At 59.4% G+C, this 22,498-nt stretch carries 23 protein-coding genes; 13 read left to right on the plus strand and 10 right to left on the minus strand.

Going from position 1 to position 22,498, the window contains the following annotated elements; genetic code table 11:
- Window positions 1-165 precede the first annotated feature (165 nt).
- Together ACI77H_RS17055 and ACI77H_RS17060 are read left to right on the plus strand one after the other, a co-directional pair.
- The gene (locus ACI77H_RS17055) at window positions 166-435 is read left to right on the plus strand and encodes a DUF4242 domain-containing protein (RefSeq protein ID WP_407012914.1); all 270 of its coding nucleotides are present in this window, start codon (window positions 166-168) and stop codon (window positions 433-435) included.
- Window positions 436-470: 35 nt separating this feature from the next.
- Complete coding sequence (locus tag ACI77H_RS17060; protein WP_407012915.1) at window positions 471-1,283, plus strand: class I SAM-dependent methyltransferase; 813 nt, start codon at window positions 471-473, stop codon at window positions 1,281-1,283.
- 161 nt (window positions 1,284-1,444) lie between these two features.
- Here ACI77H_RS17060 and ACI77H_RS17065 read toward each other — a convergent pair whose 3' ends face one another.
- From ACI77H_RS17065 to pcsA, 3 genes are all read right to left on the minus strand, one after another.
- Window positions 1,445-2,371, minus strand: coding sequence for a universal stress protein (locus ACI77H_RS17065; RefSeq protein WP_407012916.1), 927 nt, complete (start codon window positions 2,369-2,371; stop codon window positions 1,445-1,447).
- A 278-nt stretch (window positions 2,372-2,649) separates the two neighbouring features.
- Window positions 2,650-3,036 (minus strand): DUF488 domain-containing protein, encoded by a 387-nt coding sequence (locus tag ACI77H_RS17070; protein ID WP_407012917.1) that lies wholly within the window; start codon window positions 3,034-3,036, stop codon window positions 2,650-2,652.
- Window positions 3,037-3,042: 6 nt separating this feature from the next.
- Window positions 3,043-3,765 (minus strand): phosphatidylcholine synthase, encoded by a 723-nt coding sequence (gene pcsA, locus ACI77H_RS17075; protein WP_407012918.1) that lies wholly within the window; start codon window positions 3,763-3,765, stop codon window positions 3,043-3,045.
- 467 nt (window positions 3,766-4,232) lie between these two features.
- Here pcsA and ACI77H_RS17080 point away from each other — a divergent pair, with 467 nt between their 5' ends.
- Window positions 4,233-4,946, plus strand: coding sequence for a tellurite resistance TerB family protein (locus ACI77H_RS17080; RefSeq protein ID WP_407012919.1), 714 nt, complete (start codon window positions 4,233-4,235; stop codon window positions 4,944-4,946).
- A 97-nt stretch (window positions 4,947-5,043) separates the two neighbouring features.
- Here ACI77H_RS17080 and ACI77H_RS17085 read toward each other — a convergent pair whose 3' ends face one another.
- Window positions 5,044-5,490 (minus strand): cupin domain-containing protein, encoded by a 447-nt coding sequence (locus ACI77H_RS17085; protein WP_407012920.1) that lies wholly within the window; start codon window positions 5,488-5,490, stop codon window positions 5,044-5,046.
- Between the two features lie 195 nt (window positions 5,491-5,685).
- Here ACI77H_RS17085 and ACI77H_RS17090 point away from each other — a divergent pair, with 195 nt between their 5' ends.
- The 3 genes from ACI77H_RS17090 to ligD are packed head-to-tail and all read left to right on the plus strand — an operon-like array spanning window position 5,686 to window position 10,657.
- Window positions 5,686-7,071 carry an iron-containing redox enzyme family protein gene (locus ACI77H_RS17090; RefSeq protein WP_407013078.1) on the plus strand — a complete coding sequence of 462 codons (1,386 nt, stop codon included), beginning with the start codon at window positions 5,686-5,688 and terminating at the stop codon, window positions 7,069-7,071.
- A 10-nt stretch (window positions 7,072-7,081) separates the two neighbouring features.
- Window positions 7,082-8,074, plus strand: a complete 993-nt coding sequence (locus ACI77H_RS17095) for a methyltransferase (RefSeq protein ID WP_407012921.1) — start codon at window positions 7,082-7,084, stop codon at window positions 8,072-8,074.
- A gap of 3 nt (window positions 8,075-8,077) precedes the next feature.
- Entirely contained in the window at window positions 8,078-10,657 is a 2,580-nt protein-coding gene (gene ligD / locus ACI77H_RS17100) for a DNA ligase D (RefSeq protein WP_407012922.1), read from the plus strand.
- A gap of 86 nt (window positions 10,658-10,743) precedes the next feature.
- Here ligD and ACI77H_RS17105 read toward each other — a convergent pair whose 3' ends face one another.
- The 4 genes from ACI77H_RS17105 to ACI77H_RS17120 all read right to left on the minus strand — a co-directional run bounded on the left by ACI77H_RS17105 (window position 10,744) and on the right by ACI77H_RS17120 (window position 12,599).
- On the minus strand, window positions 10,744-11,022 hold the full coding sequence (locus ACI77H_RS17105) for a DUF3303 domain-containing protein (RefSeq protein ID WP_407012924.1): 279 nt from the start codon (window positions 11,020-11,022) through the stop codon (window positions 10,744-10,746).
- Window positions 11,023-11,228: 206 nt separating this feature from the next.
- Window positions 11,229-11,630: a hypothetical protein gene (locus tag ACI77H_RS17110; protein WP_407012925.1), complete on the minus strand. Its 402-nt coding sequence runs from the start codon at window positions 11,628-11,630 to the stop codon at window positions 11,229-11,231.
- 171 nt (window positions 11,631-11,801) lie between these two features.
- Complete coding sequence (gene grxC / locus ACI77H_RS17115; protein WP_407012927.1) at window positions 11,802-12,053, minus strand: glutaredoxin 3; 252 nt, start codon at window positions 12,051-12,053, stop codon at window positions 11,802-11,804.
- A 27-nt stretch (window positions 12,054-12,080) separates the two neighbouring features.
- On the minus strand, window positions 12,081-12,599 hold the full coding sequence (locus tag ACI77H_RS17120; protein WP_407012928.1) for a carboxymuconolactone decarboxylase family protein: 519 nt from the start codon (window positions 12,597-12,599) through the stop codon (window positions 12,081-12,083).
- Between the two features lie 134 nt (window positions 12,600-12,733).
- Between ACI77H_RS17120 and ACI77H_RS17125 the strand changes: the two genes are divergently transcribed.
- The 7 genes from ACI77H_RS17125 (at window position 12,734) to ACI77H_RS17155 (ending at window position 18,813) form a co-directional block, all read left to right on the plus strand.
- Window positions 12,734-13,561, plus strand: a complete 828-nt coding sequence (locus ACI77H_RS17125; protein ID WP_407012929.1) for a cupin domain-containing protein — start codon at window positions 12,734-12,736, stop codon at window positions 13,559-13,561.
- Window positions 13,562-13,843: 282 nt separating this feature from the next.
- A complete protein-coding gene (locus ACI77H_RS17130) occupies window positions 13,844-14,341 on the plus strand; it encodes a hypothetical protein (protein ID WP_407012930.1) in 498 nt (165 codons plus the stop codon).
- Window positions 14,342-14,494: 153 nt separating this feature from the next.
- Window positions 14,495-14,692: a hypothetical protein gene (locus tag ACI77H_RS17135; RefSeq protein WP_407012931.1), complete on the plus strand. Its 198-nt coding sequence runs from the start codon at window positions 14,495-14,497 to the stop codon at window positions 14,690-14,692.
- A 14-nt stretch (window positions 14,693-14,706) separates the two neighbouring features.
- Window positions 14,707-15,264, plus strand: a complete 558-nt coding sequence (locus tag ACI77H_RS17140) for a polysaccharide biosynthesis/export family protein (protein WP_407012932.1) — start codon at window positions 14,707-14,709, stop codon at window positions 15,262-15,264.
- Between the two features lie 26 nt (window positions 15,265-15,290).
- Entirely contained in the window at window positions 15,291-16,409 is a 1,119-nt protein-coding gene (locus tag ACI77H_RS17145) for a hypothetical protein (protein WP_407012933.1), read from the plus strand.
- A gap of 20 nt (window positions 16,410-16,429) precedes the next feature.
- Window positions 16,430-17,995 carry a GumC family protein gene (locus ACI77H_RS17150; protein ID WP_407013079.1) on the plus strand — a complete coding sequence of 522 codons (1,566 nt, stop codon included), beginning with the start codon at window positions 16,430-16,432 and terminating at the stop codon, window positions 17,993-17,995.
- A gap of 86 nt (window positions 17,996-18,081) precedes the next feature.
- Window positions 18,082-18,813, plus strand: coding sequence for a CpsD/CapB family tyrosine-protein kinase (locus ACI77H_RS17155; protein WP_407013080.1), 732 nt, complete (start codon window positions 18,082-18,084; stop codon window positions 18,811-18,813).
- A gap of 44 nt (window positions 18,814-18,857) precedes the next feature.
- Here the strand turns inward: ACI77H_RS17155 and galE are convergent, their stop codons facing one another.
- Together galE and ACI77H_RS17165 are read right to left on the minus strand one after the other, a co-directional pair.
- Window positions 18,858-19,835, minus strand: coding sequence for a UDP-glucose 4-epimerase GalE (gene galE, locus ACI77H_RS17160; protein WP_407012934.1), 978 nt, complete (start codon window positions 19,833-19,835; stop codon window positions 18,858-18,860).
- Window positions 19,836-19,878: 43 nt separating this feature from the next.
- Entirely contained in the window at window positions 19,879-22,494 is a 2,616-nt protein-coding gene (locus tag ACI77H_RS17165) for a glycosyl hydrolase family 5 (RefSeq protein WP_407012935.1), read from the minus strand.
- Window positions 22,495-22,498: the final 4 nt, after the last annotated feature.

Raw genomic sequence — 22,498 nt, forward strand, 5'->3', positions numbered from 1 at the left:
GGCGGGCAGCTTTTGATTGTGAGCCTGTCGCGGCACAACGTGAAACCTCCGGACGATCGGACAAGGTTGGCCGACGATCGGGCAGGACGCCGCTGGTCAGCGGCGCGATAGTTGGCACACAGGGTCTGCCGACCCTGTCATCAATAACAAGAATGAGAGGTTGCCATGCCGAAGTTCATCATTGAACGCGAGATTCCGGGTGCTGGAACACTGTCAGAAAGGGATTTGAAAGCGGCTTCGCAAAAGTCCTGCAGGGCGTTGCACGACTTGCCGCAGGTGCAGTGGCAGCAGAGTTACGTCACCGGTGACAAGCTCTACTGCGTGTACATCTCGCCCAACGAAGAGTTGATCAGGGAACACGCCAGGCAGAGCGGTTTCCCGGCCAACCGCATTTCCCAGGTCATGACCGTCATCGACCCCACCACGGCGGAATAAACCGGGGGTGTTTGAACTCGTAACGGAGCGATTGAATGAGTACTCCCATTGATCTCACTGCCTTGAAAAACCGTCAGATGGCCGCTTGGGCCAGTGGCGACTATGCCGTGATCGGCACCACGTTGCAGATCGTCGGCGAGCAGCTCGCCGAAGCCTGCGACCTGCTGTGCGATGAACGCGTGCTGGACGTCGCCGCCGGCAACGGCAACGCGACATTGGCGGCCGCGCGCCGCGGTAGCCACGTCACGTCCACCGACTATGTCGCCGCGCTGCTGGAGCGCGGCGAAGACCGGGCCAGGGCGGAACGCCTGGAGGTGACCTTCCAAGTGGCGGACGCCGAGGCACTGCCGTTCGAGGACGGCAGTTTCGATGCCGTGCTGTCGACCTTCGGCGTGATGTTCGCCCCGGACCAGTCCAGGGCTGCCGCCGAGCTGGCGCGGGTCTGCCGTCCTGGCGGCCGGATCGGCCTCGCCAACTGGACACCCGAGGGTTTCGTCGGCCAGATGTTCAAGACCCTGGGCCGGCACTTGCCGCCTCCGCCGGGGGCCCAACCCCCGTCTAACTGGGGGGCCGAGGCCTGGTTGCATACGCACTTTGATGAACGCGACTTTTTGCTTCAGGTGACACGACGGCTTTTTAACTTCCGCTACCGCTCGGCCGCGCATTTCATCAACACGTTTCGCACTTGGTACGGCCCGGTCCACAAGGCGTTCGCGGCGCTGCCCCCCGAAGGCGCCCAGGCCCTTGAAAGTGACCTGACCGAGCTGATCAACCGCTTGAACCGGGCGGGTGAGAAATCGCTGGTGGTGCCCAGTGAATACCTGGAAGTGGTGATCACAAGACGTTGAAAATGCCATGACCCTCTGTAGGAGCTGGCTTGCCAGCGATAGCGTCCGTCCAGTTACCATCACGTTAACTGGCAGACCGCCATCGCTGGCAAGCCAGCTCCTACAGGATTCGTGTCATCCAGGGTGTGTTACACGGTTCCGGGGTTTTGTGGCGTGACGGATTACTCATCCAGCCGCTCGGTGTACACCACCCAGACACTGCACGGCATTTTGTACAACAGGTGCTCCACCGTGCTGCCGATCAACCTGCCCAGGCCGCGATGGCCGATCCGGCCCATGACGATCACGTCGATGTCGTAGGCGTCGGCGTAGCGGGTCAGGACCTTTGCCGGGTTGCCCATGATCATGTGCCGTTGCTCCGGCGCGATGCCGTTGCGTTCGGCCAGTTCGTTGAAGGCCGCTTCCTCATAGTCGGACAGAGTCCTGGCGGTGCCCGACGAGAAAAACGCCGAACCGTTGTCGAAGCCGAATTCATCGGCACTGATGGATGAGAGGTCATAGGCATAGACCACATCCAGCTCGGCATTGCAGGCGCTCGCCAGTTTTGCGGCTTCGTGAAGAATGCGGTCGTTGAAGCTTTTGTAGTGATCATCACGATGGAACGGGTCGACCGCCGCGACGATCTTGCGTGGCAAGGCATGTACGGCATGGCTGACGAAATGCAACGGCACCGGGCATTCACGCAGCAAGTGCACGTCGAGTGGGGTGAACATCAGCCTTGAGAGCATCGAATGCGGCTCCAGCGTCTTGATCAGCACGTCCATCGGCTGCTCTTTCAGGTGAATCAGGATTTCCTCCAGCGGCCGTTCGACCCACGCCACTTCGGTGGTGACGTGCACCCCGATCTTGCGCAAGGGCCGCGCCTGCTCCTCAAGCCATTGACGGTGTCGATCGAGATAGCCCAGGCGCATCTGCTCCAGCGCCTTTTCGTTGACCAGACTGGCGGTCGCCAGACCTTCCAGATAATCGAACGCGACGATGTGCAGCGCCGCGTCTTCGGCTTTGGCCAGCGCTGCGGCCCTGTCGAAGGCGGGGCTGTGTTCCATCAGGGGTGAGGCGACCAGCATGAAACGTGATTGCTCAGACATGACAAACCTCCCGTGGGTAAACGAGCGTAGGCTCATTCGACAGGCATTCAATCCTTTAAGTATTGACCATGATCAACCTGCCGTCCGGCGAGGCGGGAGCGAGATGGCGTGATGAACGTGGCGAGCACGCCGTGAAACGAAATCCCGACAGCAACGCGACCCCTGTAGGAGCTGGCTTGCCGGCGATGGCGTCGGTCCAGTTACCATCACGTGAACTGGCAGACCGCTATCGCTGGCAAGCCAGCTCCTACAAGGGGATTTGTTATGTTTGTCTTAATCTAAGTAATCTTGGCACCGCGTGCCTGCAGCAGTTCACGCAGCACGGAGCGATGGCAGTGCGCCTCATTCTCGCAATAGCAGCCGACAGCCAGTGAGGCTTGATGGGAGAGGGCGGCCAACAGATCGAGCAACTGGCTGGGCGCAGGCTGATTCATTTCAGCCTTGAACTTGCGCCTGAAACCCTCCCAGGCTTTTTCATCTGCCGCCGACTTGGCTTCGGCAACCAATTCAGCACTGGGCGACAGCAACGGCTGCCACACATCATAAAAATCCCGACGGGCAAACTCAGCCTTCGGCACGCCACGCGGCGGGCGCCGCACCGTGCCTAGCCGAAGGCCTTCATCGGGCAGGCGCGGTGAGCCGAGTCGCACGATATGAATGGGCATGGCGACTTACGAGTGTCGTGAGCCGTCAAACCACTCCATCGCCGTGCGCCAGATGCAAATCCCCAGGAAATAGGCCGACATCAGCAACCAGAGCCCCATCACCATCGGGTTGATCACCGGATGGTTGACCACCAGCGACAAGCTGCACAGCAGCCAGATAGCCGTCACAGCAATGTTGATCGGCATGAACCGGCGTACGCGAAACGGGTGCAGGAACTTCATCCGGGTCACGGTCAGCAACGCCAGGCCAATGACAGTGAGCAGGGTGATCCACGGCGACGGAGCGATGATGTACAGGCACAGCGCAACCACGTTCCACGCGGCGGGGAAGCCCTGGAAGTAGTTGTCTTTGCTTTTCATGTTGACGTTGCAGAAGCAAAACAGCGACGAGACCAGAATCAGTGAGACGGTCAGCAGTAGCGTGTAGTCCGGCAGCGGAATGTAACGGTAGATAAACAGCGCCGGGATAAACACATACGTCAGGTAGTCGATGACCAGGTCAAGGATCGAACCGTCGAAACTCGGCAGCACCGATTGCACATTGACCTTGCGCGCCAGTGCGCCGTCGAGCCCGTCGACGATCAGCGCGACGCCCAGCCACAGCAGGCAATTGGTGGGTTGGTTTTCCAGCAGGGCGAGGGTGGCGAGGAAGGCTGTGACCACGCCAGTGGCGGTAAAACCATGGGCGCCCCATGCTTTGAGCCTGGCGATGTGTAGGGTGGATATCACAGGGGCGTTCTCCAGAAAGTGAAGCAAGCCAGTCATCACCCTCGTTGATCGAGGGCGGCAGCGAACCGGTACGGGTTGCAGGTATCGACCGGAAATCCGCGAATAAGGTTCACCACTTATGAATCTTAGCTGGGCCGGCAAAAAATACTCTGGATTAATCCGGGGCCTGTTCGCTTGAGGGAATTCTTGCTCAGGCGATAAATGTATCTGACCTATCCATATCCCCCTGCAGGAGCCGGCTTGCCGGCGATGGCGCCCATTCAGGCGATAAACAAGTTGGCTGACCCACCGCTATCGCCGGCAAGCCAGCGCCTACAGGGGGAACGTGTGTGAGAAAAAATGCAGACATTAAACACGGATGGACGAGACAGGTATGGGCAACGAAGTCAGCCAAACGGTAATGGCGCAATGACGTACGAGGACTATCGTTGCCTGACTGGATAACTCCAACCGATGAGGACGTCGTGATGAACACCAGCGATTTGCTCGAACAACTCTTGCGCGCCGGCCAAGGCTCACAAACGCAGCAAAATGGCGGCGCACCTCAAGGCGGTATGGGCGGCGGTCTTGGCGGGTTGCTCGGCGGCCTGCTGGGCGGTGGTGCCGGTACAAACGCCGGTTTGGGCGGCTTGCTCGGTGGCCTACTGGGCGGCGGCTCTGCCATGGGCGGTTCGACCCAGCGTCGCTCGGGTGGGGGCAGCAATTACGCGGCGTTGGCGTCCCTGGGGATGATGGCTTTTCAGGCGTATCAGGCCTGGCAACGCGGCCAGGCGACCGCGCCGCAACAGGCACCGCGCACCGTGGATCTGCTCTCCGGCCCGGAAGTCGAGGACCACAGCCACGCGGTCCTGCGCGCGTTGATAGCGGCGGCGAAGGCCGATGGCCGGATCGACGCCGCCGAAAAACAGATGATCAGCACTGAAATCGGCCGCCACACCGATGACCCGCAACTGCAGCAATGGCTGGATGCTGAAGTCGCCCGGCCGCTGGATGCCGTGGATGTGGCGCAATCAGCGACCGATCCGGCGATGGCCGCGGAAATGTACCTGGCCAGCGTGATGCTGGTCGACGATCAACAAGACGCCGAGCGCAGCTATCTGGATGAACTGGCGGCGGCGTTGAAGATAGATCCGCAGTTGCAGGTGCATCTGGAGCAGCAGGCCAAGGCGGGCGCGGCTTGAATCGCTATCGCTGGCAAGCCAGCTCCTGCAATGGGCACACCCATGACCTGTAGGAGCCAGCTTGCTGGCGAAGCGCCCTGGAATCTTGAATCGAACTTCAAACAGGCGCCTTCGGAATCAGAAACGTAACCCCGTGCGCTTCGGCAATCTCCAGAATCCCCGGCAGATCCTCCGGCACCCTGAGCCGGTCCACCGCGGTAAAAAACTGACCGCCGCGCGGATCAGACACCACGCCAATCATCCTCGCGGTCGCGCTGAGGTTCTTGTAGGCATGGATCGAACCACCGGGAATATGCACGTAGCCGCCGGCAGAAACGGTGGTGGACTGGCCCTCGACCGTCACTTCGACTTGCCCGTCGGTGACGTAGAAAGCCTCGTCCCACGGATGGAAGTGCGGCGGCGGCCCGCCTCCTTGCACGCCTTCCTGAATATGCATTTCAAAGGGTTTGCTTAGATCACCTCCGGCAAGCACCGTGATCGCCTCGCCCACCACATTGACCGGCACCGGGGTTTTTTCCGGCGCGATGACGTGAACCGTTCGCATGATTGCTCTCCGAAGGATGCGTCCAGACCCCCTGAGTATATTCACTTGCAGGCGCGCCCAATGCCCGGCCATCCGTCCGTCTGTCAGGGCAATTTCAACCCCGATTGAATTTTTCTCCGGGCGAATCGCTCTGCTGATTTAGAGACGTGCTGAATCAGCGTCCTGCCACTGGCCCCAGACCGAGAGATGAGCACTATGACTGTCCTGACACGACTCGAATCCCAGCCTGCCCATGAGCACCCGATCCCGACCGCCGGCAGCCTGAAACAGTGCTATGAGCAACTGCTGACCAACGATGAAGGCGAGCACCGCCGTGCGCTCGGCCACGCCTTCCTCGAAGTGCAGCTGCAACGGGCCGCCGAACTGCCCGAGGAGCTGCCCAAAGATTTGTCGGCCCTGCAATCCTTCGTCGAACAGCACTGCGCGCAAGTAGCTCGCCAATACGCCGACTACCTGAAAGCCCGCAAGGACGGCGGGCCGCGGCAGTTCTTCAGCAACAAGGCCCACGCGCTGTTTTTCCTGCAAGCCGTTGCCCCGACCAAACGAGTGGACGGCGCCTGGTTGTATGGCTTGCTGCGGCACTGGCGCGACCCGCGTTTCGAAGGGCTGGTATGCACCTATCTGGAAGAGTTGGGCGAGGGCAATCCGGCGCAGAATCACGTGGTCATCTATCGCAAACTCCTCGCCGATCACGGTTTGCTGGACAGCGGCGTGATCGCCGACGAGCAGTATTTGCAAGGTGCAATACAACTGGCATTGGGTGAGTGCAGCGACGCGTTTTTGCCCGAGGTGATCGGCTACAACCTAGGCTATGAACAACTGCCCCTGCATTTGCTGATCAGCGCCTACGAGCTCAGCGAATTGGGCATCGATCCGTATTACTTCACCCTGCACGTGACCATCGACAACGCCAGCACCGGGCACGCGCAAAAAGCGGTGCAGTCGGTGTTGCAGTTGTTGCCGATCGAGGGTGATCGCGAGGACTTTCTACGCCGCGTCGGCCTCGGTTACCGACTCAATGATCTGGGGCAGGGCAGTCGCGCGATCATCGAGTCGTTCGACCTCTACAGCGAAGTGTTGAACATGCTGGAACGCAAACGTCCGTTCGGCCAACACATGCATTCCGACTACTGCCGATTCGATGGCAAGACCGTCAATCAGTGGCTGTCCGCACCGGAACAGTTGCCGGGCTTTCTCGCGGCCCTGGAAAACAAGGGCTGGATCAAGCGCCACCAGAATCCGCAGGACAGCCGTTTCTGGCAGGTGATCGAGGGCGACGGCGCCGCCATGTTCGGGGTGTTCAGCCCGTATGAAAAACAACTGCTGCACGACTGGATTGCCGGTGACTGGCAGCCAGAACGCTCAGCGACTGCCGTTCGCCGCCGCTCCGTGACCCCCTCAGAGCCTGGCGTGCCAGTCAATGATCCGGACGTCCAAAGCCTGCAAGCAGCGCTGCAGGGACGGTCCGCGCATGAGCAGATGCACGCGTTGATCCCGTGGCTGTCTGCCCACCGACACGCTCATCCGGCCGGCCTGATGGCCACGCGACGGTTCATCGAACTTAAATCGAGCCTGCGATAGGGAGCGTTTCATGAATCACGAAGCACAACTGAGCGCCGACGACCTGGCGTTGCTGCAATTGGGCCGCCGTTTGCAGGCTGACGGTTACCGCTTTATCACGCCGACACCGCTGACGCATGAACGGGTCAATGCGCGCGCCGAAGGACAGCTTGCCGCGAACCTTCGCGATGTTTACGGCTGGTCCAGGGCGTTTACTCCGGGGCTGTTCTCGGCGGATGAACAGCGTCAGTTGCAACAGGCGGGCATCCTCGAAGAACGCGGCGCCCGGCTGATTAGCCGGGTGCGCTGGTCGAGCCTGGATGAGTTGTTGTTCGTGCATTCGAGTTTCCCCACCGAAGCAGCGGACTCGGTGTTCTTCGGCCCCGACACTTACCGGTTTGCTCAACTGATCCACGCCCATCTGCAGCAGAGCTTCGCACCGGTCAGGCGCGCCGTGGACATCGGTTGCGGGGCCGGCGTCGGCGCCATTGTGATCGCCCGCGCCCGCCGCGAAGCCGAGGTGTTGGCGGTCGACATCAACCCGGCGGCGCTGCGCCTGACGGCGGTCAATGCCGCGCTTGCCGAAGTGGCCAACGTCAGCATCAAGACCAGCGATGTGCTGCGGGATGTCGACGGCAGCTTCGACCTGATCGTCGCCAACCCACCGTACATGGCTGACCCAGCGGAGCGCGCCTATCGCCACGGCGGCGGGGCGTTCGGCGCGCAATTGTCGTTGCGCATTGTCGAACAAGCGTTGAATCGCCTGGCCCCCGGCGGCTCGCTGGTGCTGTACACCGGCATCGCGATGGTCGAGGGCCGCGATCCGTTTCTGGACGCGGTCACCCCGTATCTGGAGACGGCGCGCTGCGGCTGGACCTATCGCGAAATCGATCCCGACGTGTTCGGCGAAGAATTGTTGAACCCCGGCTACCAGCGCGTGGAGCGGATCGCGGTGGTCGCGCTGATCGTGACGCGCCTCGGTCCGGGCCTCGGCGCCAGCGTTAAATCTGCTGCAGACGGGTGAGCCATGAACAAGAACCTGGACGACTACAACCGCATGCGCGACTTCTCGGCGACCTCTGAACCGGCCGCCAAACGCTCGGGTAAGAAAACCGCGAACGATCACGCTTTGCAGTTTTGCATCCAGAAGCACGATGCCTCGCGTCTGCATTATGACTTTCGCCTGGAGCTCGATGGCGCGCTGAAAAGCTGGGCGGTGCCGAAAGGCCCGTCGCTGGACCCCAAGGTCAAGCGCCTGGCGGTGCATGTCGAGGACCATCCGATTGACTACGCGACCTTCGAGGGCAACATTCCCGAAGGGCACTACGGCGCCGGCGACGTGATCGTCTGGGACCGTGGCGTGTGGATTCCGCAGGAAGATCCGGCCAAGGCCTACGCCAAGGGCAAACTCAAGTTCGAGTTGCAGGGCGAAAAGCTCGGTGGCTTGTGGAACCTGGTGCGCACGCACATGCCGGGCAAGCAGGAACAGTGGTTTCTGATCAAGCATCAGGACAGCGCGGCGAAACCGCAAAGCGATTACGACGTGGTCGCCGCCGAGCCGGACAGTGTGCTCAGCGACCGAACGCTGATCGCGAAAAAGCCGAAACCCGTCGGCAAACCCAAGCCCATCAAGAAACCGGCGCGCCAAGTCAAACCTGAGCAAAAATCGGCGCAACTGACGGGCGCCCGCAAGGCCAGACTGCCCGAACAGCTCAAACCGCAATTGGCGACGCTGGTCGAAAAGGTCCCGCCAGGGCAGTGGAGCTACGAGATCAAATTCGATGGTTATCGGATCATGGCCCGTATTGACCACGGCGAGGTCAAGCTCTTCACCCGCAACGGCCACGACTGGACTCACAAACTGCCCGGGCAAGCCGAGTCCCTGGCAGCACTGCAACTTGAATCGGCCTGGCTCGACGGGGAAGTGGTGGTCGCCGATGAGCACGGCGTGCCGGACTTTCAGGCGCTGCAAAACGCCTTCGAAGCGGGGCGCAGCGCCAACATCGTCTACTACCTGTTCGACATGCCTTATCTCAACGGCGTGGACCTGCGCGAAGTGCCGGTCGAAGAGCGCAGAGTCGCACTGGCGACGGTGCTCAACTGCGCGAAAGACCCGTTGTTGCGTTTCTCCGATGCGTTCGCCGAGGAGCCCGAAGCCTTGCTCAACAGTGCCTGTCAGATGCAGATGGAGGGGTTGATCGGTAAACGTCTGGGTTCACCTTACGTGTCCCGGCGCAGCGGCGACTGGATCAAGCTCAAGTGCAAGCATCGGCAGGAATTCGTGGTGGTCGGTTTCACCGATCCGAAAGGCTCGCGCCATGGGTTTGGTGCTTTGTTGCTGGGCTTGCATGACCGTGACAGCGGCAAGTTGCGCTACGCGGGCAAGGTCGGCACCGGGTTCAACGAGACCACGCTCAAACACATTCTCGAACAACTGAAACCGTTGCAGACGAAGAAGCCGTCGGTGGTCAATCCGCCGACCGGTTTTGATGCCAAGGGTGTGCATTGGCTCAAACCCACGTTGCTGGCGGAAATCGCCTTCGCCGAAATGACCAAGGAGGGTTCGGTGCGCCATGCGGTGTTCCATGGCCTGCGTGACGACAAACCGGCCCAAGGCATCATCGAGGAGCGTCCGACCGTGGTGAAAAAAAGTACTGCCGAAAAACCTGCCGCCGCCAACAAAAACACAGCCCCGAAAAAAGCGCCTTCACAGCTGGGCCTGGGCGAGGGCAAGGTGCGCATCACCCATCCGGAACGGGTGATCGACGCCAGCAGCGGCACCACCAAAGTGCAACTGGCGGAGTATTACGCCAGTGTCGCCGAATGGATTCTGCCCGAATTGAAAGACCGGCCGGTGGCGTTGGTCCGTGCGCCCGACGGGATTGCCGGTGAACTGTTCTTCCAGAAGAACGCCGAACACTTGGCGATTCCGGGGATTACCACGCTGGACAAGGCACTCACCGGCCAGCCGATCATGATCATCAACAGCGCTGAAGCGCTGATCGGCGCGGTGCAGATGAGCACCGTGGAGCTGCACACCTGGAACGCGACTCGCGACAAACTGGACAAGCCCGACCGCTTTGTCCTCGACCTCGACCCGGACCCGGCGCTGCCGTGGAAAAGCATGGTCGAGGCGACCCAACTGACGCTGTCGGTGCTCGACGAGTTGGGGCTCAAATCCTTTCTCAAGACCAGCGGCGGCAAGGGCATTCACCTTGTGGTGCCGCTGACCCGCAAGCTCGGTTGGGATGAGGTCAAGGATTTCAGCCACGCCATCGTCAGTCACATGGCCAAGCTGTTGCCAGAAAGGTTTTCCGCGGTGTCGGGGCCGAAGAACCGGGTCGGGCGGATCTTCATCGATTACCTGCGCAACGGCCTCGGCGCCACCACCATTTGCGCCTACGCGGCGCGCACCCGCGAAGGGCTGCCGGTGTCGGTGCCGATTTTCCGCGAGGAGGTGGCCGGGCTCAAGGGCGGTAATCAATGGAACGTGCGCACTGTGCATGAACGACTGGCCGACGTCGGGAACGAACCGTGGGCGGATCTGAAGAAAACGAAACAGACGATTACCGCCGAAATGCGCCGGCGTGTAGGGATGAAGAAGTAGCCTGGCGCGGTACAACTGCGCGCGTATTCTTCCGGGCGCTGGAACCGACATCGGGCGGTGAGCAGAGCTCGCCGCCCAGATGACTATTACTTGCCGACCGCCGCTGCCAGCAGCGGCCCCGCCTGTTCATCGGTCAACGCTGCATGGACTTCCATGTCCATCAGGTCATTCCATTGCAGCACCCACTTTTGAATGTGTACGACGTCGTCGGTTTCGGCGATGCCAACACCGCGCGAGCCACCGACGGCATGCCAGCGCCCAAGCATTTTGACGCCGGGGGGCGGAGCACCTTGGGTCTCGAGAAAGCGCTTGATCACGCTGTTACGGTTTTGCGAACTGATCGACCAACTGACCATGAATAACATCTGCCACCTCCTGCTCCGGATCGGCACCTGTTGCTCTTCGCGCACCTGGCTGGCGCCGGGGCCACGGTCACGCCTGTTTCCCGCATCATCCTGACGGGTTCGAAAGCTTTTCTCCCTTGAGAAGGCATAGCAGCGCGCCGGGATTCGCGTACGACCGCTGATCCTCTTTCGTGGCATTCGGGGGGGGCGGGCGGGGCATTCAACCGTCAAGCGTCGCGCAACAGGTCGTTGGCGTTGAGCAGTTCGTAGGCGATTTCAGGACGCTTTTCCAGCCCGCGGCGAATCGCGGCGGGGATCGCCTGGCGGGTTTTGCGGCAGAGCCCCGGTAGTTCGTCGATGGAGATGGCGATGCCGCGCATGGTGCGGACCTCGTTGAAGCCGGGGGCGATTTCTATCCGGATGCCCAGTTGCTCGAACATCCGCTGTTGCAGCCGTTCGAGGTCGCTCAGGCTCTGGAGATTTTCCAGGCGCTCGATCAGGCGCTTCTCCTCGGTGCGGGTCAGAAACAGGATGCGCAGGTCCGCGCCCGGTTTTTCCAGCAGCGGTTCACGCTCGCAGTTGCAGGCACCGGGTGGGCAGGGTTGGCGGATCGGCAGCGAAGTGGTCATAGGACTCAATCATAGAGCGCTCTGCGCGTGTTTGCCCACTGTGCAGAACCTGCACTCGGCCTCTGGGATTACACCGATCCCCTGTAGATGCCTTCTTGCCCCTCACCGAGCAAGTGCAAGAATCGGGTCAAACGTCTGACCCGATTTGAGCACCCCGTAAATTCGTCAACCTCAGGCCAGCATCGACAGCAAATTACCCTGGCGATCGAGTTTGGCCAGGTCGTCAAACCCTCCGACATGCGTGTCACCGATAAAAATCTGCGGCACGCTGCGGCGACCGCTGCGGCTGAGCATCTCCTGGAATTTGCCCGGTTGCGATTGAACGTTAATTTCCTGTGCTGCAATGCCTCGGCTGGCCAGCAGCATTTTCGCGTTGCGGCAGTAAGGGCAGGTGTCAGTGGTGTAGAGCGTCACGGTGTTCATTAGCGGTACTCCCGAATTGAGCGTCCTTCAAGCATCGATGGCCGGAAAATCGATCTCGGTCAGGGCGGCGTTGTTGAGGTAATTGGTCAGAGTCTGCGCGGCCACGTGGGCGATCACTTCGATGAGCTTGCTGTCGTTGATCCCGGCTGCGCGTGCCGCGGCGATCTGCTCGTTGCTAAGGTGGCCGCGGCTTTCAGTGATTTCTCGGGCCAGGGTGGCAAAGGCGTTGAGCTGGCCATTGCGGGCGCTGAGGATGTCTTGCGCAGACAGCCCGGCCTTGCCGGCAAACACTGTGTGGGCCGCGAGGCAGTAGTCGCACCCATTGACCTGGGACGTGGCGAGGAAGATCGCTTCTTTCTCGGTGGCGCTCAGTGAGGTTTTGCCGAGGGTCGCAGACTGCTGCAGATAAGAGGACAGCACGGCGGGTGCATGTGCCAGCGTCTTGAAGACATTGGGCAAAAAACCGATTTTTTTCTGCACGCCTTCCAGCAGCGGGCGGGTGGTGTCGGTGGCGTGTTCGAGGCTCAGGGCGCTGATGCGGCTCATGGTGAATCTCCGTAGATGACGGCGCGGTCTGCGCTGGGTACGGGGTCCATGCTAGTGACGAGCACTGGTCTATTGGCTGCAAATCGTCGAGGATATGCGACAGATCGTCCAAATATCCCGTCAGGAGCCTGTCCATGGATCGCCTGTCCACTTTGCTCAGCCATTTCGGCGTCAGCGCCGGCACCTTCCACAGCGGGGCTCTTTGCGGCACCAGCGGTTTTGACGGTAATCAGGTTTGCGGGCACCTTCACCTGCTGCAATCCGGCGAGCTGACCCTGAAACTGGCCGATGAGCGCGCGATTCAGCTCAACACCCCCACCTTGATTTTTTTCCCGCGACCTTACCGCCACCGACTGATTGCCTCTGACGCGTCCGACACGCAACTGGTGTGCGCTTCGCTGACGTTCGATGGCGGTGCGGGGAATGCCTTGGCAGCAGCCTTGCCCGAATACCTGGTGCTTGATCTCGCGGTGGTGCCGACCCTGGCCGGAACACTGGACTGGCTGTTCAAAGAAGCATTCGGCGGCATTTGCGGTCGCGAAGCGATGATGGACCGGCTGTTCGAGGTGCTGGTGATCCAGTTGTTGCGGCACATTCTGACTAACCGCGAACAAAGCCCCGGCATGATGGCCGGTCTCGCTGACCCACGCTTGGCACGCTCGTTGAGCCTGATGCACGACACGCCCGGCAAGTCCTGGACGGTGGCTGAATTGTCGGCGGCAGCCAACATGTCCCGGGCCAGTTTTGCCGAACACTTTCGCCAGGTGGTGGGGCAGACCCCGGTTGATTATCTGGTGAGCTGGCGCATCAGCCTGGCGCAGAAACGTTTGCGTGAAGGCAAGTCCATTGCCCTGATTGCCGATGAAGTGGGGTATGAAAGTCCTTCGGCCCTCGCTCGCGCGTTTCGGCGCAAGACCGGTGTCAGCCCGCGAGAATGGATGCACGGCAGCGAGCGCCGTTAGTTTTTTGTCGCCGGTGTTTCGGCGGGGGGCAACGCAACGTATTCAGGCCGTTTTCAGCAGCGCTGATGCCCATGTTTGAGCCATTTCAAGGGGATAGAAACCCTTTGAATAGCGCGGACTTTTTGTCGTTTTTTTGACGCCATTCTCCCTTGATTTTTATTTTAAGTTATTGTTGTGACAGACCATTGACGTAATGGCGATGTGCTTATAGGCTCCAGTCAACTGGGTAACGAATCCTTCATTCGATATCAGAAAAACCCTGTGTGCAGAGAGGCGGTCTTAATGCGTTCATCACTGGTTCTCAAATCCGTTTTGTTCTGCGTGCTCTTTAATGGTGCGGCCATTGCCACCGCGCAGGCGTCTCCTTTGATCCGTGAAATTAACCGCATAGGCAACTCTTGCGACGCGGCTGGTCCAAAAGTGGGCATGACCGCGGCAGAGCAGGGTGGCGCCGCTTCAACCGTTGCAAACGGTGCTGGCGCGGCAGCTACGGTCAGCGATATCGACTATGCTGATACAGCAAAAAATCAACTTGACGGCCTTGTTGAATCTGCCGCCAAAGCGGGCGCTACCGTCAATAGTTCTTCCTGTGACGGATTAATGGCGCAACTTGTGGTTGACAAGTTAACGGTAGATTCAGGGACTCAAAGTAAAGTGTTGAGTGGCGCAGATGATGCCCTCATCAATCCACCGAATGCAGTTCCGTTATCGGCAGCCGCCTGGTTGTTTTCATCGGCGTTATTCGGTTTTGTTATGGTCGCCAACCGGCGGAAGGTGTAGCTAGCTATTTGTTTTTGCGAGCGATTATGTGGCGCATTGACACTAGTGATTGACATCAGTTTGATAGGTGAGTGGGTTGGCGATGTAGTGGCTGAATGACGGACTCTAATAAATAGAGTGCTATTAATTTGGCAGGTAGACATCGAGGACGGCATGTTTAACGATAACTTCTTGTTAAATAGAAAACTTCCTTTGCCGGCAGTTGCCCGGCAGGCAATAGAGGCGTCGGGCCGACGAAAATTGGCCAGCGTCGAGCACAAAAAATTGCCCCTTGATCGTTTCCTTGACCTAAAAATGAGCAAGAGTGATTTACCCCGGTTTTTATGTGAAACTCTTGGCAAGGCTACTTAGGCGGAGGGATCCCGATGTCGCGTTTCTGGTTACCTGTGGTCTGCGCGCTGGCAGTGTTGCCCAGCATTTCCAATGCCGTCGCCAACGACGCGGCATATCGGCTGAGTCCTGGCGATCTCGTTACAATCTCCGTTTGGGGCGAAGACAAGCTCAAGCAGGATGCACGCGTACTCCCCGATGGCAGCATCACCTTCCCGTTGGCAGGGCAGGTCGAAGTAGCGGGGCTGGATACCACCGCAGTCGCGGAGAAAATCGCCAGCAAGCTTGAAAAGTTCATACCCGATCCGCAGGTCAGCGTTGTCGTTACAGGCACTGAAGGTAATCTCGTCTACGTTCAGGGCAAGGTGCTGAAACCTGGCAGTGTGCACATGTCAGGGCAAACGTCAGTGCTGCAGGTAATAAGCATGGCGGGCGGACTCGACAAATTCGCCGACAAGGATGACATCAAGGTTGTGCGACTCACCGGGACCAAGCAAGAGATCCTGCGCGTCAACTACAGCAAGTTGATGTCCGGCGATGACATGACCACCAATTTTCTACTTAAGGCCGGCGATACGCTGGTCGTGCCTTAGCGTTGCGCTATGCATTAAGGATTACCTTGCTTGCTCTTCGAACCACCGGGATTGCCACGGCAATCCTCATCTTGCCGTGCTCGGGCATGGCCTATGCGGCGACCTGGCAATCAGCAATCGCGGTGCCTTCTACTGTCGAGTACGACAGCAATCCACTGTTGCTCACGAGTGGCGAGAAGGGCGTGACCCGCACCATCATCGCCCCCGATCTCAACCTTGTCGGCACTGCCGGACGGGATGAGTTTCAGTTCGGTCTCGGTGTATACGTCGTGCGTTCTTCGGATACCGACATCGTGACGGACCGTGAAGACCCCCGATTGAAATTAGGGTGGCAGCGCGAGACCGAAACCGGCGGATTTGGACTCACGGCCAAGTATGAAGAGAGCTCTACGCTCTCCACTGCCGTTCAGGAAACCGGCGTGGTGGCGATTGACGGCACGCAGAAGCTTTACACTCTGGGTGGCAACTGGAGCAGGGCCCTCAGCGAGCGAAGTACGCTGCTCAACGAGACTGACTACACTCATGTCACTTACGACATTCCCACCCTGATCAACTATGACGAACTGGCCACCCGCTTGACGTGGAACTACGCGTGGAGCGAGCAGACCGAGGTGTTCACCCGTTTAGGCGTCAGACGCTATGAGCCTGAGAAGGGTTCGGCAGTGGCGTCCTCCTCAAACAGCTATACCCCCACGGTCGGCGTGAATTTCCAGGTCTCGGAGCAGTTCAAGGGCTCGGTGTACGCGGGCGTCAATCAGGTCTCCGGTTCGGGGGGCGGCCCCAAGGGGCAGGGCGGTTTGACCTTGCAATACACCGGCGAGCGGTTTGATGCGCTCTTCGACGCCGGTCGCAGTACGGTCGCCAGCGGGGACGGCGGGTTCGTCGAGGCCGATAACCTGAAGGGAACATTGAGTTACGCCATCGACGAGATCCGACGCACCGGTTTTGATGCCTCCTGGCAAGACACCAAAGGCCAGACGCCGAACACCCTGCGCAATTACAGTGCCTGGATCAGTCAAGAACTCTCGCCTTTTTGGATTGCGCGCCTATCCTTCACGTACAAGGAGCGCCAGCAGGACGGCTTGCCGGATGCCAGCGCAAATGTTGTCGGGTTGACTCTGGCTTACAGTTATCCCGGTCTCTGAAATTCAGCTGTGTGAGAAATATGGCCTCTGAATACGAAATGTCGGTCAACGACTACATAGCGATCGTCAAACACCACGCCGTGCTGTTGATCGTGAGTTGCGCGGCCATACTCGGTGTGAGCATCGCAGTCGCGATGTCACTTCCGCCCACATTCGAGTCCTCGGGCACGATCCTGATCGAGTCGCAGCAGATCTCGCCTGAACTGGTCGCGGCGAACAACGGCACCTTTGCCGATGAACGCATCGAAGTCATTCGCCAGCGGGTAATGACCCGAGACAATCTGGCGGCGATCATCGACAAATACAATCTGTTCTCTTCTCAAGGCCGGCAGTTGAGCGTTTCCGAGAAAATCGATGAAATGCGCAATGCGATTGGCGTCACCCTGGTCAGCGCTGCGGTCAAGGGGCGCGGGGAAGTGACGATTGCGTTTCGACTTTCCTTTGAGCACCGCCAGCCAGAGATTGCCACCAAAGTGGCCAACGAGCTGGTGACGCTGTTCCTGAATGAAAACATCAGGCAGCGCACCGAGCGCGCCAATGAAAACACCGAGTTCGCAAAGCAGGAGGCGGACAAGCTCGAGGTTGCCCTGAACGCCCAGGATAATCTCGTGGCAGACTTCAAGCAGAAGCACAGCAACGCGCTGCCCGAGAATCGGGAATTGCTGACGAACATGTTGACGCGCGCCGAAAACGACCTCAAAGAGGTCGACCGTGACTACAAGGCTGCCCGCGAGGAATTGCGTTTCAACCAGTTGGAGCTTATCGCCGCCAATGCCGGCGGCGCGACCAAACCTGGAGTGGTGGGTGCAGCCGCTGACAAACCTCAGGATCTGGGCAGCCTCAAGGCGGAATACGTTCAATTGCTGACGCTGTACACCGAAGCCCACCCCGATGTGCGTGCCGTCAAACGCAAGATTACGGCGCTTGAGGCGAACAAGGCGCTGGCAGGTAATGCGGCAATGCCCGTCAATATGGATGTAGCGAAGGCTCAGGCGCGGATCGCCGCCACCGACGTACGTATCAAGTCACTGGCCGATCAGAAGCAGCAGACGCTGCAGAAAATATCCGAATACGAAGCGCAGATCATTGAAACGCCTCAAGTCGAGCGCGGCCTGATCACGCTGATGCGCGACCATGACAACGCGAAAAAGAAATACGAGGAAATGCGCGCCAAGGAGATGAGCGCGAGAATTTCCGAAAGCCTTGAACAGGAAAACAAAGCAGAGCGTTTTGTTCTTCTGGAGTCGCCGCTGATGCCTGAAAAACCGGTAAGGCCGAACCGCAAGAAAGTGGTTGCCATGGGCTTTGTGCTCGCCCCGGTGGGCGCTGGTGCATTGGTGATGCTCCTGGAAATGCTGACCCAGCGCGTGCGCGGCGCCGAAGCCCTGGGCAGTGTGTTGGGACGGCGCGTACTGGTTTCCATTCCCTACATTCACACCAAATCCGAGCTGGCGAGTCGCAAGAAGTGGCGAACGCGTTTGATCATCTGTGGGATAGTAGCCATCGCGATCTTTCTGGTGCTCGTGCACTTCCTCTACATGCCACTGGATCTTTTGATGTTTAAAGCTTTGGGCCGGTTTGCATAAGGAATACAGCCATGGAAATAAACAAGCCCGATACCGAAGAAGACGGAAAACAGACCTCCTCGGCTCTCGTGACCACGCCAAAAGCCATGACCGCAACCGGGCAATCTGCAGGTCTCAATGCACTCAGTTATGTGCAAACAAAAGTGGTGCCTTTGCGGCCGGACCATCTCGAGCGCAACCGCATCGTGGCGTACAACAAGAATTCGAACATGGGCGGCGCGTTCGATCTGCTGCGCACGCAAGTTCTGAAAATCATGGAAGAAAACGGCTGGCGTACGCTTGCCATTACTTCGCCGACGCCGGAGGCAGGCAAGACGGTATTGGCGATCAATCTGGCCATGAGCATCGCCCATCACACCACCAAGACCGCCTTGCTGGTGGATTTTGACTTGCGTCGTCCGACAGTGGGAGCCTGCCTGGGTCTGCCGATGGAAAAATCGCTCAATGAATACCTGGCCGATGAAGCGGAACTGCAAGAGGTCCTGGTGAATCCGACCTTGCCGCGCTTTGTCGTCCTGCCGACCCGTAAGCCGATTCCCCTGTCCACCGAGGTGCTGTCATCGCCTGCGGTGAGCCATTTGATTACTGATCTGCGTGAGCGCTACAACTCGCGAATCGTAATTTTCGACTTGCCGCCCATCCTCAGCTCGGACGATGTGATTACCATCCTGCCTAAATTCGACTGTGTCCTGCTGGTGGTCGCCAACGGCATGAACAGCAAGAAAGAGATCGAGGAAAGCCTGCACCATCTGGGCACAGCCAATCTGATTGGCACGGTGCTGAACAAAGCCGAGCCGCAAAACCGCTCTTACTACTAGCGCGTCACCCTTCGGCGCATGGCGTTATGCGCCGGCGCCGACTGTCAGTGCCAAGGGTGCTTCTGCTCCCACTTCCAGGCGTGCGTCACGATCTCTTCAAGTGAGGCAAATTGTGCTTGCCAGCCCAGTATCGTGTTGGCCTTTCGGGGATCGGCCACCAGCCGTGGCGGGTCGCCGGCACGACGGGGTGCGTCACTGATGAAGAAGTCCTGGCCGGTGACGCGGCGCACAGTATCAATCACTTCCTGTACCGAAAACCCTTGGCCGTTACCGAGGTTGAACGCCGTGCTTGCGCCACCGGCCAGCAGATAATCGACGGCGAGTGCGTGAGCGGCAACGAGATCGACTACGTGGACGTAGTCGCGAATACAGGTACCGTCCGGCGTGTCGTAATCCCGACCAAAAACGGTGATGGACGCGCGTCGACCGGAGGCCGCTTGCAGGATCAATGGCAGCAGGTGGGTTTCCGGTTCATGGCGTTCACCCAGCTGTCCTTCAGGGTCGGCGCCGGCGGCATTGAAGTAACGCAGGCAGACCGATTTCAGACCGTAGGCGCGGTCGAAATCTTCCAGCATCTGCTCCACCATCCACTTGCTGCGGCCATAGGGATTGATGGCGGCCTTGGGATGTTCTTCGTCGATGGGCACGTACACCGGGTCGCCATAGACGGCGGCGGTCGAGGAAAAAACGAAGTGCTTGATCTTCGCCCGCACCATGGCTTGTAGCAGCGTCAGTGTGGCGGCGAGGTTGTTCTGGTAATACTTGGCGGGTTCCGTGACGGATTCGCCGACCTGGATAAATGAAGCGAAGTGGAACACCGCATCAAAATGCTCTGCGGCAAAAACAACGTCCAGAGCTTGCGCGTCGGCGATATCCAGTTCGACCAGTTTTCCGCCCAGCAAGGCGCTGCGGTAGCCCGTGGAAAAGTTGTCTGCCACCACCACTTCGTGACCCGCACGCAGCAACTGTTTAACCATGTGCGACCCGATGTAGCCTGCGCCGCCAATCACCAAAAATTTCATCCTGACCTCCTGGAAACTGTTCCTGTGCAAGCGGATTGCAACGTCAGCGAGTGGCGTTTTTTCTCAAAAACAACCAATTGGACGTTTGCAGGTCGTCGAGCTTGATCGTATAGCGTCCATCAATATAGGTCGCGGGCAGCTTCTTCATTTGCGCGAGTGTGCCGTGGGTGAACAGCGTCAGGCCCGGTGGTGCCTGGATGCTCAGCGTGCCCCCCAGAGGCTCCACATAAAACGGTGTTTTGTCGTCTTCTTTGGGGATGGCGCGGGAGCCCAAGGAGATCAGCACGTCCTTGGATTGTCCGACGGGCGCGTTGTCCAGACTCTGCACCACCACACTGGCATTCGCCGTTTTCACTTGTACCTTGATGCTGCCCAGGCTGATCGATTCGCCGCCGATCCAGCCGGTGGCCGCCTGGGTGCGTGGCGTATCGATGGTGTAGATGCCTTGTTTCCAGTTGCGCTTCAGTTCGCCGGTGTCTGTGGTCGACTCGCTGGCATTGACGTCCAGCAACGACTGGTCAGGGTCATGAAACACCTGTGCGTTGCTCGCGATAACGCCCGGTTGCAACCAGGGCAGTTCCGGCGTCTGAGGCATGGCGATTTGCAGCTTGCCTTTCTCCATGGCGGTGCGGAGCAGCGCGGAGTTGGCCGGCGTGATTGCTCGGTTGAACAGGGTGTCGGGTGTGGGCGCGAAGACGTACGTTGTGGTGGCTTCGCTGACGTCGCCGCGACGATAGAGCAGGGCGGCGGCGGGCAGGGTGGCCAGCATGGCGGGGTCGTTATAGGCGTGCCAGTTGTCGGCCGTTACCCAGTCGCCGTCGAGCGATTGCTGGCTGTAGGCATATTGCATCAGCGCGTCCCAGCCCTGGTGGCTGGCGGTGCCGGCGACATAGAGTGGCAACGAATGACGGTCGGGTGTCGGGAACGGTTCATTGTTCCACTCGGTGACGGTCAGGGGTTTGCCCGTTACCTGGCCTGCGGCAATCCAGTCGACGATGCCGGCGCTGGTGAGCGGGTTTTTCTCCAGCTGGCCCGCGCCGCCGTAGCTGTGAACATCGATGACGTCGCCGGCAGTCAGGGCTGGCAAGGCGCTGAGGCCATCACCGCCCCAACTGCTGGTGGTGGCGATGGGCACCTTCACGCCTAATTCGCGCAGATGCTGAATCATCTCTACGTTGAAACTCTGTTCCAGGTCGTTAAGGAACAGCTTGGCGGGGCCGTGCTCCCACGAACGCCAGGTGAGTCCTGCCGAGAGATTGTGCTGGCTGGCAAAGGCATCGGCCCGACGCTTGTAGAGCTCCCAGTGCTTGGGAACTCCCTTGTCTCGCAACAGGGCGTTACCAAAGTGTTGAGTGACGTCGTTTTCGTTGGTGATCAGGACGGCGGCGATTGCCGGATCGTCTTTATAGGCAAGGCCGGTATAGGCATTGACATGGGTCACGTAGGCTTCGGCGAAGCGTTTCATTGCCTGCTGAATGGTGATGTTTACATACGCGTAACCCTTGAGACTGGCGTTGTTCTGCTCGTTTTTTGGCAGCTCATCGAAGGCAAAAATATTGTCCTTCGGCGTAAGGGCGCGCTCGACGTGCATGTCGAGCCAGACATAAATGCCTTCGTCCTTCAGGCACTTGATCCACCAGTCGATCTTTTTCAGCGACTGCGCGCTGAGTTGTTGAGTGTCACGTGTGAGGTCGCGCTCGCCAAAAATATTCGGGCTTACCCATGGCGAGTCATGGTGGTGCAGGCGTACCAGATTGAAGCCGAGGGCCGACAGGCGTTTGGCCTGTTGCTTGACGGCTTCGTCTGAGGTGCGAAACAGCGCATAGGCCGTTATGTTGGTGCCCCAGAAACGCGCCGGGGTGTTGTCGGCGAACATCAGTTGCTCGCCGGACGCTTTGACGAAACCGCGCTTGCCTGCCGGTTTTTCGTCAGCATTGAGAAACGACAGGTCGACCGGTGAGGTTTTCACGTCGACTTTGTCACTCGGCCAGCTTGTCGGGTCTGCCAGGCCGAAGCGCTCGGACTCGGTCGGGCCGAGTGTCACATCACCCGAGATGCTCAAGGTGGCTTTGACGTTCTGGTGGCCGGGCCTGATCGTGTTCTTGTAGAAAAATGCGCGCACTTCGGATCGGTCACCGGGTTCAAAATACACACTCGCCAGTGCCGGCTCAAAACGCATCTCGATGCGTCGTCCTTGTGCCTTTCCCCATGCCCAGCCGCTGTTGTCAGGGAGCAATACCGGCTCGCCCATTTCTTCAGCGAACAGTGCCGGGTCAAACTTGAAGACGATGCCCCCGCCCATCACACCCGACTTCGTGCTATGCGCATCGAGGGCAAAGTTCCAGATCAGCTTCTGCTCGCCGTCCTTTTGGATCTGCGCCGTCAAGTCGAAGTCCAGGTCTTTGTTCTGACCTTCCAGAAAGTAACTGTTGGGGGCGTTTACCTTGAACCGGGAGGCAAAATACGACCAGTCCCAGTTGCTCCCCCAGAAGGTGAATGTCGACCCTGCGACGGGGCTGCCGCCGCGTGTCAGCATCGGCAGGCCACTGCGTTCATCCACGCTCGCGACCCAGTCCGACGCCCAGCTCCGGAACGGCCAAATGGCAAGGCACAGGAGTGCGATGAGCAGCAGCGGTGTGCGGCGAAACAAAGTGGGCATTGGC

Origin of the sequence: Pseudomonas sp. O230 (genome assembly GCF_045447035.1) — a bacterium.
Classification (GTDB): domain Bacteria; phylum Pseudomonadota; class Gammaproteobacteria; order Pseudomonadales; family Pseudomonadaceae; genus Aquipseudomonas.